The sequence below is a fragment of the Xanthobacter tagetidis genome (assembly GCF_003667445.1).
Taxonomy (GTDB): Bacteria; Pseudomonadota; Alphaproteobacteria; order Rhizobiales; family Xanthobacteraceae; genus Xanthobacter; species Xanthobacter tagetidis.
This window is the reverse complement of record NZ_RCTF01000011.1, coordinates 122,642-137,160: the sequence shown is the minus strand read 5'-3', so window position 1 is coordinate 137,160 and position 14,519 is coordinate 122,642. Positions and strand designations below refer to the sequence as shown.

Annotated in this window: 12 protein-coding genes; 5 read left to right on the top strand and 7 right to left on the bottom strand. The window is 69.6% G+C overall.

Going from position 1 to position 14,519, the window contains the following annotated elements:
• The first annotated feature begins 344 nt into the window (after positions 1 to 344).
• From D9R14_RS14445 to D9R14_RS14435, 3 genes are read left to right on the top strand one after another with little or no spacing between them, the layout of a single operon-like run.
• Entirely contained in the window at positions 345 to 1,988 is a 1,644-nt protein-coding gene (locus D9R14_RS14445; protein ID WP_121624036.1) for a GMC family oxidoreductase, read from the top strand.
• A gap of 43 nt (positions 1,989 to 2,031) precedes the next feature.
• Positions 2,032 to 2,616 (top strand): hypothetical protein, encoded by a 585-nt coding sequence (locus tag D9R14_RS14440; protein WP_121624035.1) that lies wholly within the window; start codon positions 2,032 to 2,034, stop codon positions 2,614 to 2,616.
• Between the two features lie 23 nt (positions 2,617 to 2,639).
• Positions 2,640 to 3,536, top strand: a complete 897-nt coding sequence (locus D9R14_RS14435) for a DMT family transporter (protein ID WP_121624034.1) — start codon at positions 2,640 to 2,642, stop codon at positions 3,534 to 3,536.
• 132 nt (positions 3,537 to 3,668) lie between these two features.
• On the opposite strand, the gene D9R14_RS14430 is transcribed toward D9R14_RS14435, so the two are convergent.
• From D9R14_RS14430 to D9R14_RS14400, 7 genes are all read right to left on the bottom strand, one after another.
• Positions 3,669 to 4,628, bottom strand: a complete 960-nt coding sequence (locus D9R14_RS14430; protein WP_121624033.1) for a Bug family tripartite tricarboxylate transporter substrate binding protein — start codon at positions 4,626 to 4,628, stop codon at positions 3,669 to 3,671.
• Between the two features lie 88 nt (positions 4,629 to 4,716).
• Entirely contained in the window at positions 4,717 to 6,501 is a 1,785-nt protein-coding gene (locus D9R14_RS14425) for a thiamine pyrophosphate-binding protein (RefSeq protein ID WP_121624032.1), read from the bottom strand.
• 114 nt (positions 6,502 to 6,615) lie between these two features.
• Entirely contained in the window at positions 6,616 to 7,113 is a 498-nt protein-coding gene (locus D9R14_RS14420; protein ID WP_121624031.1) for a (2Fe-2S)-binding protein, read from the bottom strand.
• Position 7,114: 1 nt separating this feature from the next.
• Positions 7,115 to 9,424, bottom strand: a complete 2,310-nt coding sequence (locus tag D9R14_RS14415; RefSeq protein ID WP_210210854.1) for a xanthine dehydrogenase family protein molybdopterin-binding subunit — start codon at positions 9,422 to 9,424, stop codon at positions 7,115 to 7,117.
• Positions 9,424 to 10,293, bottom strand: a complete 870-nt coding sequence (locus D9R14_RS14410) for an FAD binding domain-containing protein (RefSeq protein ID WP_121624030.1) — start codon at positions 10,291 to 10,293, stop codon at positions 9,424 to 9,426. The genes D9R14_RS14415 and D9R14_RS14410 overlap by 1 nt, the downstream gene beginning before the upstream one ends.
• Positions 10,290 to 10,748, bottom strand: a complete 459-nt coding sequence (locus tag D9R14_RS14405) for an SRPBCC family protein (protein WP_121624029.1) — start codon at positions 10,746 to 10,748, stop codon at positions 10,290 to 10,292. The genes D9R14_RS14410 and D9R14_RS14405 overlap by 4 nt, the downstream gene beginning before the upstream one ends.
• On the bottom strand, positions 10,745 to 11,560 hold the full coding sequence (locus D9R14_RS14400) for an alpha/beta fold hydrolase (RefSeq protein WP_121624028.1): 816 nt from the start codon (positions 11,558 to 11,560) through the stop codon (positions 10,745 to 10,747). Before D9R14_RS14400 ends, D9R14_RS14405 begins: the two co-directional genes overlap by 4 nt.
• Before the next feature lie 414 nt (positions 11,561 to 11,974).
• On the opposite strand from D9R14_RS14400, the gene D9R14_RS14395 reads away from it, so the two are divergent.
• Together D9R14_RS14395 and gcvA are read left to right on the top strand one after the other, a co-directional pair.
• Complete coding sequence (locus tag D9R14_RS14395; RefSeq protein WP_210210856.1) at positions 11,975 to 13,435, top strand: aldehyde dehydrogenase; 1,461 nt, start codon at positions 11,975 to 11,977, stop codon at positions 13,433 to 13,435.
• Positions 13,436 to 13,611: 176 nt separating this feature from the next.
• Positions 13,612 to 14,517, top strand: a complete 906-nt coding sequence (gcvA, locus tag D9R14_RS14390; protein WP_147453037.1) for a transcriptional regulator GcvA — start codon at positions 13,612 to 13,614, stop codon at positions 14,515 to 14,517.
• Positions 14,518 to 14,519 lie beyond the last annotated feature (2 nt).

The following is a 14,519-nucleotide window of genomic DNA, read 5'->3' as shown; positions in this document are numbered from 1 at the left end:
GCGCGGCCTTCCGACCTGAGTTTTAGGAGGGCGCCGGCTTCAGGGCCGGCGCCCTTTCTGCGTCCGGCGCCCTGCATGGGCCTTGGGCGGTGCGATGGCAGGACCCTTGGCATGAGCTTTCGTCATGCTCGCATGTGAAAGGGTCATTTGCGTCGCCGGGAGCGGGTATTCACCCTACTGGCGCGGATCCCGGATCGCCCCCCTGCCCAGCGCAGCAGCCCGGAGACGGCCGCCCCGCCGCCAGACACGCTGCGCCGGCGCGGACCAAGAATCAAAGAAGCTCCGGCCGCCGCCGCCCACCGGGCCACGCGAGGTCCGGACGCCGAGGAAAGTGCGGGAAACGCATGCGAGATGCGCAGGTGGGCCGCGCGGCGCCGCAGGACGCCGGGACCTTCGACTATGTCATCGTCGGCGCGGGATCGGCCGGCTGTGTGCTGGCCAACCGGCTGACGAAAGACCCCTCGGTGCGCGTGCTGCTGCTGGAGGCGGGCCCGAAGGACAACTACATCTGGCTTCACGTGCCGATCGGCTACTACTTCACCTTCGGCAATCCGCGGGTGGACTGGTGCTTCACCACCGAGCCCGAGCCGGGCCTGGGCGGGCGGCAGATCAAGTATCCCCGCGGCAAGGTGCTGGGCGGCTGCTCCTCCATCAATGCCATGGTCTATATCCGCGGGCAGGCGGCGGACTATGACCGCTGGCGCGACACCGGCAATCCCGGCTGGGGCTGGGACGAGGTGCTGCCCTACTTCAAGCGCTCGGAAGACTATTCCAAGGGCGCCAACGCGTTCCACGGCGCCGGCGGCGAACTGGCCGTGGAGCCGATCGGCGAGAGCTGGGAAATCCTCGACGCGTTCGAAAAGGCCTGCATCGAGACCGGGCTTGAGCCCACCGACGACTTCAACAAGGGCGACAGCGAGGGCGTCGGCCGGTTCGACCTCACGCGCCGCAACGGCCTGCGCTGGAGCACCGCGCGCGCGTTCCTGCGCCCGGCGCTGGAGCGGCCCAACCTCAAGGTGCTGACCGGCGCGCACGTTCAGCGCCTCACCTTCGAGGGGCAGCGCTGCACCGGCGTGGAATTCCGCCAGGAGGGCGCCACGTTCGCCGCCAAGGCGGCGGGGGAGGTGATCCTCTCCAGCGGTGCCGTCGGCTCGCCGCAGACGCTCTCCTGCTCCGGCATCGGGCCCGCCGCGCGGCTGCGCGACCTCGGCATCCCGGTGGTGGCGGATCTGCCCGGCGTCGGCGAAAACCTCCAGGACCATGTGGCCCTGCGCATGCTGTTCAAGGTGAAGGACACCATCACGCTGAACCAGCAGGCGGCGACCTTGTTCGGCAAGGCCAAGATGGCGCTGCAATACGCGCTGCTGCGCAAGGGGCCGCTCACCATTCCGCCGGCTCTGGTGAGCGCGTTCACGCGCTCCTCGCCGGACCAGGCGACGCCCAACGTGCAGTTCGTCGCCTATCCGGTGAGCTTCGACAAGGTGGGCGACGCGCCCCATCCCTATCCCGGCTTCACGGCCTCCGCCTGCCTGCTCAATCCGTTCAGCCGGGGCCATGTGCGCATCGCCTCGCCCGATCCCATGGCGGCGCCGAAGATCCAGCTCAACTTCCTGACCGACGAGCGCGACCTCGACATCGCCGCCGGCGCCATGCGCGCGGTGCGGCGCGCGATTTCCGGGCCCGCTCTGGCGCGCTTCGCGCCGCAGGAGATGCAGCCGGGGGTCACCGCCCAGACCGACGACGAGCTGAAGGATGCGGCGCGGCGCTACGGCATGACCATCTTCCATCCCGTCGGCACCTGCCGTATGGGCAATGATGCGAACGCCGTGGTGGATGCGCGGCTCCGGGTGCACGGCATCGGCGGGCTGCGCGTGGTGGACGCCTCGGTGATGCCCACCATCACCTCGGGCAACACCAATGCGCCCACCATCATGATCGCCGAGAAGGCGGCAGACATGATCCTCCAGGACCGTCGCAGCGCGGCCTGAGGTGACATGAGCGACCCCCGGGAGGGGACAGGGAGGCGATGACGTGACCGAGGCGGGACCCCTATCCGGCCCCTTCGCGCTTTACTGGGAGTGTGCATCCGAGGCGCCGGCGGCGTTTCCCGATGCGCTCGCCGGTGCGTCCGCGCGCCGCTATGCGGCCGCCGAGGGCGCGCTCGGCCTCGTGATCGCCGAGCTGGACGCCGCCGGCGCGGGGAGCGGCGCGGGGCTCCTTCTGCCGCCAGCGCCCGCCGATCTCTCCCGGCACCTCCTGCGCGAGGTGTCGCGCACCCTGCGGCCCGGCCTCGATGCGGGAGCCGCGCTCGACGCGCCGGTGGTGAACTCCATCTGGTTCGACGTGCCGCCCGAGGGCGAGGACGAGTTCGACGCCTGGTACGACACCGAGCACATCCCGCTGCTCATGCGCTCGCCCGACTGGATGATGGTGCGCCGCTTCAGCGTGCTGGCCCGCCTGCCGTTCCCGGCCACGCGCCTCTCTCTGCACTATATCGCCCGCGAGGAGGCATTGGCCTCGCCCGAGCGGCAGGCCGCCCGCGCCACGCCCTGGCGCGACTTTCTCGCCCTTCGGGACTGGTTCAAGCCCCGCACCCGCGTGTTCCGCCGCCTCTGAGCGGCGCCGCCCAAGGAGCCCCCATGCAACAGGACGAGCGGAAGGGCATCTTGCTGATGATGCTCGCCATGGCGACGCTGATCGGCAACGACACCCTGCTGAAGCTCGCGGCGCAGAGCCTCACGGTCGGCCAGGCGCTGTTCATCCGCGGCCTCGTCCTGGTGCCGCTGCTCGGCATTCTGGCGCTGCGCGCCGGCGCCCTGGCGCGCCCGCGCGACGCCATCCACAAGGTGGTGCTGCTGCGCACGGCGGGGGAGGTGCTGTTCGTCTCCCTCTACATCTCGGCGCTGGTGCACCTGCCCATCGGCGATGCCACGGCCATCCTGATGCTCGCGCCGGTGCTGGCGACGCTCGGTGCCGCCGTGGCGTTCCGCGAGCCGGTGGGCGCGTGGCGCTGGACCGCGGTGCTGGTCTCGTTCGCGGCGGTGATCCTGGTGATCCGGCCGACCGTCGTTGGCTTCGACCCCTGGCTGCTGGTCGCCGGGCTGGGCATGGTCTGCGCCGTGGTGCGCGACCTCGCGGCGCGGCGCCTGCCGCCCGGCTGCTCCACCTCGCTCGCCGCATTGGTGGCCGCGGTGGGGGTGAGCGTGTTCTCCGTGCCCCTCATGCTGTTCGAGGGAATGCGCGGGTTCGATGCCACCGGCGTTGCCTATGCCGTGGCGGCTGGCGTGGTGGCGACCGTCGCCTTCAACGCCATGATCGGCGCCATGCGCGCGGCCAACGTCGCCGTGGTGATGCCGTTCCGCTATTCCTGCATCGTCTGGGCCATGGCGATCCAGGTGCTGGTGTTCGGCGTGATGCCCGACTGGATCGCGCTCACGGGCGTCGGCTTCCTGCTGCTGGTGGGCGCCATCTCCTATGCCCGCGAGCGCGCGCTGCGGCGCAAGGCCGATCTCGCCGCCGCCTCCGCCGCGGCCTGAGGCGCGCCGGCGGCAACAAGAAAGGCGCGGCCTGAGGCGCTTCCGGCGCCAACAAAAAGGGCCGCGCGCCCTGCGGCGCGCGGCCCTCGAAGATGGGGAGAGGCTGCCCCTGCGGGCGCGCCCTCCGCGCGGTCAGTTCACGCCGACCTTCGCCTCGCTGACGATCTTCTTGAACTGCTCCCGCTCCTTCTTGAGGCGGGCGGCGAACTCCGCCGAGGTGGAGGGCTGCGGCGCGGCGCCCACCGCGCCGAGGCGCTCCTTCACCTCCGGCAGGGCCAGAACCTCGACGATGTCCTTCTGGATCTTGTCGATGATCGGCTGCGGCGTGCCGGCGGGCGCGAACAGGCCGGCCCACTGGGTGGTAGAGACATTGGGAACGCCGCTCTCCTGGAGCGTCGGCAGGTCCGGGGCCACCGCCACGCGCTTGCCGTCGGTGACGGCGAGCATCTTCACGCGGCCGGAATCCACGAACGGCTTGGCGGAGGAATAGGCCAGCACCGCCAGCGGTACCTCGCCGCCGGCCACGGCGGTCGCCGCCGGAGCGCCGCCCTTGTAGCCGATATGGCGGATCTTGGCGCCCGACTCGATGGCGATCCACTCGCCGGTGAGGTGATTGAGGGTACCGGTCGCGGGCGAGGCGTAGTCGAGTTCCGTGGTCTTCGCCTTCGCCAGGAACTCCTTCATCGAGCCGATGCCGGCATTGGCGTTCGCCACCAGCACGATCGGCGTGTCGGTGATGGTGAGGATCGGGGTGAAGTCCTTCTCCATGGAGTAGTTCGCGGTCTTGAAGATCAGCTCGTTGATGATGCTGACTCCGGCCTCGGCGCCGAGCAGGGTGTAGCCGTCGGGCTTGGCCTTGGCGGCCGCCTGGGCGGCGATCATGCCGCTGGCACCGGCGCGGTTCTCGATCACCACCGGCTGGCCCCACTTCTGCTGCAGCCGCTCGCCGACCACGCGGGCGGCGATGTCGACGATGCCGCCCGGCGCGAACGGCACCAGGATGGTCACGGCGCGGGTCGGGTAGTCCTCGGCGGATGCTGCGCCGGCAAACAGGACGGTCGCGGCCAAGGCCGCTGCGATCTGGCGTTTCATGTCCCTCTCCTTTTTTCGGGTGTCCTCCTCGGGGCCGGGCTTGTTGTGTCCGGCCCCCGTCCTGCAGCGCCTTCTTTCAGGGGCGCCGTCACTCTCCGCGCGACAGGGGGGCGCTGGCGTAGCCCGCCGCCACGTGCACGTCGATCAGATAGGGCTTGCCGGCGGCCACGTGATCGAGGCCGCGGGCGATCGCCGCTTCCATCTCCTCGTGGGTGCGCACCGGTCCCTCGGCGGCCACGCCCTGGGCGCGGGCGATGGCGGCGAGGTCGACCATGGGTTCGTCCATGCGCTGGCCGATCCAGCGGTTCTCCACCGGCCGGGCACGGATCTTGGCCACCGCCTCCTGGTGCAGCTCGTCGTTGAAGTTCGAGCGGTTGTTGGAGACGATGAACAGCGCCGGCAGCTCGTAGTGCGCGGCGGTCCACAGCGCGGTGACGCCCTGGAGGAAGTCGCCGTCGCCCAGCACCGAGACCACCTCGCGGCCCTTGTCCTTGAGCGCCAGCGCCGCGCCCACCGTGATGCCGGGACCGGCGGCGAGGCCCGCCCCGCCGTCATGGCCGAGGAAGTCCAGCGGGTCGCGGAACTCATAGACGTCGCCGGCCCAGCCGATGGTGACGTGGGCGAGCGAGAATGGCCGGTCGCCGCGCGCCTTGGCGAGCGCCACCTCGATGTCGCGCGGGGCGATCTCGTCGCCCGGCTTGCCCTTGTAGGCGGCCTCCGCGCGCGGGGCGCGCTCGGGCTTCGTGGCGGCAGGCTTGCCGCCCTTGGCGAGGCGCGCCTCCACCTCGGCGAGGAGCTGGGCGACGAAGCGGTCGGGGCTCGCCAGCACCGGCACGTCCACCGGCGGCAGCGCGAAGTAGTCCATGCTCCAGCCGCGATGGAGGTTGGCGTCGAGCGAGACGTGCACCAGCTTCGCCGGGATCGACGCGGTGTCGCGCGTCACCTGCATCAGGAAGCCGTTGAAGTCCGCCCAGTCGAGGCTGACGATCACGTCCGCTGCGCGCACCTGGTCCTTGGCGGCGGCGGTGAGCCAGTAGCAGGGCGGCACCACGTGGTTCGGATGCTCGGTCGGGAACGCCGCGCGCTCGCGCAGCGAGGTCATGACGCGGGCGTTGAGCAGCTCGGCGAGCTTCACCCGCGCGTCCCACGCCTCCTGCGCCCGCGAGCCGCGGCCGCAGAGCAGCAGCGGCGCCTTGGCGGCGAGCAGCAGATCGGCGACCTTCGCGACCGTTGCGTCGTCCGCGCTCGGCGGCGGGGCGAGCTGGTAGCGCTCGACCGGGGGGAGGGCGATGGGCTTGGCGAGCTTCTGCTCCTGGAGCCCGGCATCGAGGCAGATATAGACCGGCGCGCGCGGCTCCATGTGGGTGAGCTGCGCGCCGCGCAGGAACGCCTCGACGATGCCCTCGGGCGAGCGCGGCTCGTCGTCCCACTTGATGTAGTCGCGCAGCAGCGCGCCCTGGTCCTTGGCGGTGTGAATCCAGTCGATCCACGGCCGGCGCATCTCCGGCGCGATCGGGCCGGTGGCGCCGAGGATCATCATCGGCATGCGGTCGCAATAGGCGTTGAACACGCCCATGAGCCCGTGCATCAGGCCGACATTGGAATGCAGCACCGCGCCCATGGCCCTGTCGGTGGCCTTGGCATAGCCGTGGGCGATGGAGACCACATGGTCCTCGTGCATGCACAGAAGCATCTTGGGCGTCTCGTTGCCCAGGAAGTTCACGAGGCTGTCGTGCAGGCCGCGATAGCTGGCGCCGGGGTTGAGGGCCACATAGTCGATGCCCAGCTCGCGCAGCATGGCCGCCGCGACGTCGCTGCCCCAAGCGAGTTCAGCCGGTGCGTTGGACACGACCGGCACTTCATTCCTCTTCATGCATTCCCTCCCAAGGATCGCGGCGGGCCTCATGGATTGGCGCCGACCTGCCTGCGTCCGATCTGTTGTGGCGTTGCGGTTCGCTCTCTCCTCCGGCTGGTGGCGGCGGACGCCTCAGGACGCCTTGTCGAGCCGCGCCTCGCTCTTGCGGCGGGCGGCGAGCTGCACGGCGGCGACGATTTCCGGATAGGTGCCGCAGCGGCAGAGATTGCCGGAGAGATAGTGGCGGATGAGATCCTCGTCCGGGTCGGGATGCTCCTCCAGCAGGCGCTCGGTCATCATGATGAAGCCGGGCGTGCAGAAGCCGCACTGGAACGCCCCGGCCTCGATGAAGGCCTGCTGGACCACGCTCGGCACGCCGCCGCGTGCGAGGCTCTCCACCGTGTCGACGCGCGTGCCTTCCAGGAAGGCGGCGAGGAACAGGCAGCCGGAGACCGGGTCGCCGTCCACCCTGACGGTACAGCAGCCGCACAGGCCCTGGCCGCAGCTTTCGCGCGCGCCGAACAGGCCGAACTCGTTCTGGAGCACCTCCACCACCGTGTGGTGCGGCGCGATCCGGGCCGTGACCGGCCGGCCGTTGAGGGTGAAGCTGATGGTGCTGAGGTCGGCCATCTCAGAAATCCTCGAGCGGCTGGTTCGCGGCGGCGCGCATGGCGCGGTAGACCGCCTCGGGGGTGATGGGCAGGGAGGTGATGCGCACGCCCACCGCATCCTCGATGGCGTTGGCGATGGCCGGGGAGACGCCGAACGTGGCGCTCTCGCCCACGCCCTTGGCGCCGAACGGTCCGGAATGCTGGGTCGCCACCACCGCCTCGCTCTCCATCAGCGGCGGAATGTCGAGGATGGAGGGGATCTTGTAGTCCGCGAGCGAGGCGTTGGTGACCTGGCCCGCGTCCAGCTCCATCTTCTCCGACATGGTGAAGCCGTACTGCATGACGGCGGCGCCCGAGATCTGGGTCTCCACCACCTTCGGGTTCAGCGGCGTGCCCACGTCGCACACGTTCACCATGCGGGTGACGGTGACGTGGCCGGTCTCGGTGTCCACCTCGATCTCCACCGCGGTCGCGCCGATCATCCAGAACGGGGTGACGTTGTCGGAGAGGCCGGTGTCGTGGTCCGGCGACTTGTAGGTGGGAATGAACGAGCCGATGCCGATCACGTTGCCGGCCTGCATGCCGTAGCGCTTCTTGAACAGCTGATCGACCGGAATGTTGCTGCGCTCGGGCAGGCCCAGCTCGGCGGCGAGGTCGTCCAGCTTCTTCTTCGCGTCCTCGGCGGCGAGGCGCACCGCATTGCCCATGTGGAACGTGGAGCGCGAGCCGAGGGTGGCCATGTCGTAGGGCGTCACGTCGGTGTCCGGCCGCACCACGCACACGCCTTCGGTGGGCACGTTCAGCACCTCGGCGACGATCTGCGCCATGGCGGTGTCGGAGCCCTGGCCCATGTCCACCGTGCTCGAATAGAGCGTCACCGAGCCGTCCGCCGACACGTTGACGATGGCCACCGAGGTGGTGGGCGAGATCGAGGCCTTGAAGCCGATGGCGATGCCGCGCCCGCGCCGGATGGTGCCGGTGCCGCGGTCGAACGCCTTGTCCCAGCCGATGCGCTCGGCGGTGCGCTCCAGCACCTCGGGGATGGCGGCGTCCTTCATCACCGTGCCGGTGGCGTGGGGGCGGCCGTCGCGCAGGATGTTCTTGCGGCGGAATTCCACCGGGTCCATGCCGATGCCGCGGGCGATCAGGTCGGTGTGGCTCTCATAGGCCCACACCAATTGCGGGATGCCGAAGCCGCGCAGGGCGCCGGCCGGCGGGCGGTTGGTGTAGACCGCCACCGATTCCAGATAGACGTTGTCGATGTCGTAGGGGCCGGCGGCCGTGAAGCCGGACTTCTGCGTCACGCGCGGGCCGATGTCGGCGTAGGCGCCGCCGTTCCACCACACGTCGCAGCGCCGGGCGATCACCTTGCCGTCCGTGTCGACGCCGCTCTTGATGCGGAACGTCGTGGCATGCTTGGTGATGGTGTAGAACTGCTCCTCCATGGTGAGCGCCACGCGCACCGGGCGCCCGGTATAGAGCGCGAGGGCCGCGGCCAGCGCTTCCAGCTTGATGTAGAGCTTGGCGCCGAAGCCGCCGCCCAGGTGGCTGGTCTTCACGCGGATGCGGTTCTCCGGCCACTTGAGCAGCCGCGCCATCTCGATGCGCACGAAGGACGGGCTCTGGGAGGCCGTGTAGATGGTGAGCCCGGTGCTGGTGGGCTCGCCCACCGAGATCATGGGCTCGAACGGGGTGTGCATCACCTGCTGGGTGGTGAAGTCGTGCTCGAACACGTGCGCGGCCTGCGCGAACGCGGCCTCCGCGTCGCCCCGGATCAGCCGGTAGTCCAGCGCCACGTTGGTGTCGCGCTTGCCTTCCAGATGCTTGAGGTCGGGGAAGGTGCCGGCCGGCTTCAGCGTCTCGTGCACATAGACGTTCGAGGTCGCGGCCTCGACCTCGTCATAGACTGCGGGCAGCTCCTCGTAATCCACCAGCACCAATTGGGCGGCGGCATCGGCGATGTGCGGATCGTGCGACAGCACCACGCACACCGCCTCGCCCACATAGCGCACCTTGCCGTCGGCGAGGATCGGCTGGTCGTGGAAGGCGGGGCCGAAATAGGGCTCGGGGATGATGGTGCGGATGTCCGCGCAGGTCACCACCGAATGGACGCCGGGCACCGCCGCCGCCTCTTCGGTATGGATCGAGAGGATGCGGCCGTGGGCCACCGTCGAGCGCACGATCTTGGCGTGCAGCATGCCGGGCAGGCGCAGATTGTGGGTGTAGTCCTCGCGCCCCGTAACCTTGGCCATGGATTCCAGGCGCGGCACGTCGCGCCCCACCTGGCCGTTGGGCATGAGGGGATGGGTCTTGAGCAGGGTCACAGACATCAGACCGCTCCCTCGGCTGCGAGTGCCTTCCTGAGGGCGCGGACGACGTTCACGCGCACCAGCTGGGTCTTGTAGGGGGCCGAGCCGCGGACATCGGACGTGACCTCGGCGGCCTTGGCGGCGGCCTCGCCGGCGGCGCGGAACGCCTCCTCGCCGATGGGCGCGCCCTTCAGCGCGGCTTCGGCGTCGGTCATGCGGGTGGGGGTCTCCACCGCCGCGCTGAGCACGATGCGGGCGTCCTGGATGGTGCCGCCCGTCACGGCCAGCGACACCGCGACGCCGAGCGCCGGCCAGTCATGGGCCGAGCGGGTGGTGCACTTCACATAGGCCGAGCGCCGGCCGGCCTGCGCCGGAACGGAAAGGCCGGAGATCAGCTCGCCCGGCTCAAGCGCGGTCTCGTAATAGCCGCGGAACAGCTCGGTGAGCGCGATGGTGCGGCTGCCGGACGGGCCGGTGGCGGTGATGTGCGCGCCAAGTGCCATGAGCACCGGCGGCAGGTCCATGTGCGGGTCCGCATGGGCGAGATTGCCGCCCACCGTCGCGACGTTGCGCACCCGGACGTTGGAGAGCACGGGAAAGGTGTCGGCGAGCACCGGGAAGGCGGCGCGCACCGCCTCCGAGCGCTCCAGCTGGCCGAGGCGCACCAGCGCGCCGGCCTGAAGCGCGCCGTCGGAGCTCACGGTGAAGGCGGCATATTCCGGCTCCACCTTGCGCAGGCTGACGAGCTTCGAGGGCTGGAACACGCCCGACTTCATCATCAGCATCATGGCCGTGCCGCCGGAGACGGCGCGGCAGGTGGGGTCTTCCGGATCGATGAGCCGCACCGCCTCGGCGAACGAGGCCGGCTCTGCGAGCTGGAACGGGATCATGCCGCTTCTCCCTTTTCGCCGAAGGCCTTGCGCAGGTTCTCGGTGAAGCCGCGCTCCATCTCGCGCGCCTTGGACTTCAGAACCGGCTGGCCGAGCGCCCCGAGCTTTCCGGCCAGGGCCACCTCGATGGCGTAGGCGATGCCGGTATTCGCGCCGCGGTCGTCGAGGTTCGCCTTGGCGGTGCCGGTGAGACGGCCGACGACGCCGGAGGGCACGCCCTCGACCTTGGCCTCGATGATGCCGGGCGCCTCCATCTTCGTCACCTCGACGGAGACGTCGAACTTGAAGCGGATGTAGGCGACCTTGGTCTCCATCACCGCGGTGTAGTGGGTGGGGTCGATTTCGTTCAGGTCGCGCACGCCCTCGACGCAGGAGGCGAAGAAGCGGGCGTCTTTCAGCTTTTCGAACACCACGTCGCGCGGGGCGCCGACCTCGATCTCTCCGGTGAAGATCATCGCGCGGGCACCTCCGCCAGAAGCCCCTTGAGCATATCCGCGATGGTGTCGGGGACCTCCAGCGGGGTGAAATGGCGCGCCCCGGCGATGATGCTCATGCGCGCGCCGGGAATGGCCTCGGCCATGGCCTGTGCCATTGCGGGCGGGGTGGCGTAGTCCTCCTCGCCCACCACGATCCGCACCGGCATGCGGAACAGCGGCAGCGCGGCGACCTTGTCGCAGGCGCCGAGCATGCGGCAGGTGCGGCCATAGGCGTCCACATCGTTGGCGAGGAACACCTTGATGGCGGCGTCCACCACGCCCGGGTGCGCCTCGCGGAAGGCGTCGCCGAACCAGCGCGTCTTCTGGAACGGCACGAGCGCGGCCATGCCGCCCTCCTTCGCCTTCATCGCGCGCTCTTCCCAGGCGGCGACGGCGTCGGCGCCGTATCCGGCGGTGGTGTCGATGAGGCCGAGGGCGTCGGTGCGCTCGGGATAGGCTGCGGCGAAGGCGATGCTCACGCAGCCGCCCATAGAGGCGCCGGCCACCGCCGCGCTGATCCAGCCGATATCATCCATCACGGCCGCGAGGTCGTCCGCGAACTGCTCCACGGTAAAGGCGGTGGCGGGCTTGTCGGAGGCGCCGTGGCCGCGGCAGTCGATGGTGAGCACGTCCGCATGCGGCAGCAATTGGGGCACCACGCGGTCCCAGAAGCTGCGGTCCATCGCCAAGGAGTGAATGAGGGCGATACGCCTGTCACCGGCACCGGTGTGAAGCGAATAGGCGATGCCCGCGCCGTCCTGCGCGGTGGTCCGTCCGTTGGTCTGCGCCATGGGTGCTGTCTGGCCTCGGCTTCCTGCGGGCGGCCGATCGGCCCGCCGTCCGTCGCGTCCGGTGCCGGAAATCTCAGGAAATACATAAGCTTCCTGGATGGATTTCAGGCTTCGCGACCTTGGAGCCTTTATAGGCAACGGCTCTTGCCCCGGCCAAAGGATGGTTTCTCATGTGACCCATGAGGAAGTTTCATTGACGTCGGCTATCGTCGCGGCGGCGACGGCCATGAGGAAATCTTGGCCGACCATGCAAAACCGTCATTTGCCCCGAGGGGCCTGCGACGGGGTACTAGGCCACGGAAAGACAGCGCGGATGCGCGGCCTTCGGGTCGCCAAATCCGCGTGCGGCGCGTCGCTCCGGCACGCCTCCAGGGAGAAAAGCTCATGGACCAGAAGGTGACCCAAGCCTCGCCGATCCGGCAGTACGGCCTTTATATCGACGGCCAGGAGAAGCCGGCCCCGCGGCTGATGGACAGCCTCAACCCCTATACCGGGAAAGTCTGGGCGGTGGTGCCGGACGGCACCGAGGCGGACATGGACACGGCGGTCGCCGCCGCGCGCCGCGCCTTCGACGAGGGGCCGTGGGGCAAGATGACCGCGACCCAGCGCGGCGCCCTCATGCGCCGGCTCGGCGACATCATCGCCCGCGACGCCGAGGAACTCGCCCGCATCGAGTGCAACGACAACGGCAAGCTCTACCGCGAGATGCTGGGGCAGTGGAAGTACATTCCCGAGTATTTCTATTATTATGCCGGCATGGCGGACAAGCTCCAGGGCGACGTCGTGCCTTCCGACCGGTCGAACTTCTTCATTTATACCCGGCGCGAGCCGATCGGCGTGGTGGGCGCGATCACGCCCTGGAACTCGCCGGGCCTGCTGCTGGTGTTCAAGCTGGCGCCGGGCCTCGCGGCGGGCTGCACCTTCGTGGTGAAGCCGTCCGAGCATACCCCGGTCTCCACCCTGGAGCTGGGCAAGCGCTTCGAGGAGGCGGGCTTCCCGCCCGGCGTCTATAACGTGGTGACGGGCCAGGGCTCCATCGGCGCGCACCTCGTCAAGCATCCGGGCATCGACAAGCTGGCCTTCACCGGCGCCACCTCCACCGGCAAGCGCATCGCCGCCTCAGCGGCCGAGAACCTCACCCGCGTCTCGCTGGAGCTGGGCGGCAAGTCGCCGAACATCGTGTTCGAGGACGCCGACATCGACGTCGCCGCCAACGGCGCCATCGCCGGCATCTTCGGCGCCTCCGGGCAGACCTGCATGGCCGGCTCGCGCCTGCTGGTGCAGGAGAGCGTCCACGATGCGCTGCTGGAGCGCATCGTCGCCCGCACCCGCCAGATTCGCCTCGGCAACCCGCTCGACGAGGCCACCGAGATGGGGCCGGTCGCCAACGAGCCCCAGTTCAAGAAGGTGATGGAATATATCGACATCGCCAAGGACGAGGGCGCGCAGGTCTGCTATGGCGGCCAGGGCGACCCGACGCTCGGCGGCTATTTCGTGCAGCCGACCGTGCTCGCGGGCGTGAATAACACGATGCGCATCGCCCAGGAAGAAGTGTTCGGGCCGGTGCTCGCGGTCATCAAGTTCAAGGACGAGGCGGAGGCGATCCGCATCGCCAACGACACGCGCTTCGGCCTCGCCGCCGCCGTGTGGACCCAGAACGTGCACCGCGCCCACCGCGTGGCGCACCAGCTGCGCGCCGGCACGGTGTGGATCAACGCCTACCGCGTGGTGTCCTTCGCCACCCCGTTCGGCGGCTTCAAGGAGAGCGGGCTCGGGCGCGAGAACGGCACCGATTCGATCCGCGAATACACTGAGACCAAGTCGGTCTATGTGGAGCTGACCGGCGCGCCGCGGGATCCGTTCACGCTCGGCTGACGCGTTCCTCTGGTTGGCGCATGGCCGGCCGGTCCCTCGGGGCCGGCCGGTTTGCGTTGGGGCCGCCGGCACCGGACCGGCCGGGCGCGGATGCGCTTTGCCGCGCGCTGATGTAATGAAGGCTCTCCAGGGGAGGCCGCCCCATCGGGCGGATCACAAAAAGAGGCGCAAGACCGGTGCGCAGGCATCTGCCCTCCATGAGGGCGCTCCAGGCGTTCGAGGCGGCCGCGCGGCACCTCAATTTCACGCGGGCCGCGGTGGAGCTGAATCTCACCCAGACGGCGATCAGCCACCAGATCCGCAACCTGGAGGAGACGCTCGACATCCAGCTGTTCTCGCGCGACGGCGGGCGGCTGCGGCTGACCGCGGCGGGCGAGCAATATGTGGCGGCGGCGCGCCTCGTGATCTCCGAGATCTCGCTCGCCACCGACCGCGCCAGCCACGAGCAGCGCGACGACACGCTCACCATCGGCTGCCTCGGCACGTTCGAGATCAAGAGCCTTCTGCCGCACATCTCGGAATTCCAGGAAAAGCACCCCGACCTCTCGCTGCGCTTCAAGACCATCATTCCCAACGCGCCGCCGGCGCGGCCCGACTATGACGTGTCGATCCAGTACGGCGTCGGCGACTGGCCGGGGATGACCGCCTACAAGCTGGGCGAGGAGGAGGTGTTCCCGGTGTGCAGCCCGCGCCTTCTGGAGAAGGACCCCGACCTCACGGCGCCGGCGGACCTCGCGCGCCACACCATCATCCGCACTGGCTCGCCGCTGCTGGTGCGCGACGACTGGCCGTTCTGGCTCGACCGGGCGGGCGTCCCGGGCCTCGCCTTTGCCCGCGAGATCACCTGCGACCTGCTCTATCCCGCCTTCCAGGCGGCGATCGAGGGGCTCGGCATCGTCATGGGCCGCTCGGCGGTGGTGCGCCACGACATCTCGCGCGGCCTGCTGGTGGAGCCGTTCAGCATCCGCCTGCACTCGCCCTCGGCCTATTATCTCGTGGTGCCGCAGGCGCGCGAGAACCTCGCCAAGGTCGAGGTGTTCCGCGACTGGGTGCTCAATGCGCTGCTGCGCAAGATCGCCTGAGC